Source organism: Novosphingobium sp. AAP83 (assembly GCF_001295795.1).
Taxonomy (GTDB): Bacteria; Pseudomonadota; Alphaproteobacteria; order Sphingomonadales; family Sphingomonadaceae; genus Novosphingobium.
On record NZ_LJHY01000079.1, the window covers coordinates 1 to 1,146 of the forward strand.

At 59.0% G+C, this 1,146-nt stretch carries 1 protein-coding gene; it reads right to left on the reverse strand.

What is annotated here, in order from left to right:
- On the reverse strand, nt 1-1,146 hold a 1,146-nt coding region (locus tag IP81_RS21170), incomplete at both ends, for a hypothetical protein (protein ID WP_197274716.1).

The window sequence follows — 1,146 nt, forward strand, 5'->3', positions numbered from 1 at the left end:
CGCATCGATCGCGCCCGTCGTGGCGGTATCGAGCGCATTCAGTGATGTCGCCGCCAGCGTGGTGTCAGACAGCGTTACCGCAGATGCCCCCAAACCTGTGATGCCACTTGACGCATAGCTTGCCGCGACAACCGCTGCGGTCCCCGTCAGCGTCGACACAGACGACGCATTGATCGCGCCTGTTGTTCTGGTGTCGAGGCTGTTCAGGGTTGAAGCCGCAACCGACGTATCGGTTAGCGTGAGCGCTTCATTGGCACGACCGGCAAAACCAACAGCGTTATACGCGGTCGTCAGATCTGCGACAGAACCCGTCACAGTCAGTATGGTCGACATGTCCACGGTACCCGTGCTGCCCGCATTGATCGCGTTCAACTGTGTAGCAGTGGCGGTTGTCCCGGACAACGTCACAGCTTCATTGCCTAGGCCAGTAATACCTTCCGACGTATAAGTCGTCGCCAGATCCGAAGCCGTTCCTGTCAACGTGCGCACACTCGATGCATCAATCGCGCCTGTCGTGGCGGTATCGAGCGCATTCAGCGATGTTGCTGCCAGCGTGGTGTCAGACAGCGTTACTGCAGATGCACCCAAACCTGTGATGCCGCTTGACGTATAGCTCACCGCGACAACCGCTGCGGTCCCCGTAAGCGTCGCCACAGACGACGCATCGATAATACCGGTTGTTCTGGTGTCGATACTGTTCAGAGCAGAGGCGGCAACCGACGTATCGGTTAGCGTAAGCGCTTCATCACCGCGACCACGAAGACCAGCGCCGAAATACGTCGAAGTCAGGTCGGCGACAGAACCCGTCACTGTCAGAATGGTCGACATGTCCACTGTGCCCGTGCTGCCCGCATTGATCGCGTTCAACTGGGCAGCTGTGGCCGTTGTACCCGACAGATTCACAGCCTCATTGCCAAGGCTGGTAATACCACCCGACGCATAGGTCGTCGCCAGATCCGAAGCCGTACCGGTCAGCGTGAGCACACTCGACGCGTTGATTGCGCCTGTTGTGGCAGCATCAATCACATTGAGGTCCAGCGCCGCTACAGTGGTGCCAGACAGCGTCACCGCAGACGAACCAAGGCCTGTGATCCCACCCGATGCATAAGCCGTCGCAAGTTCCGTAGCCGTGCCCGTCAACGTGAG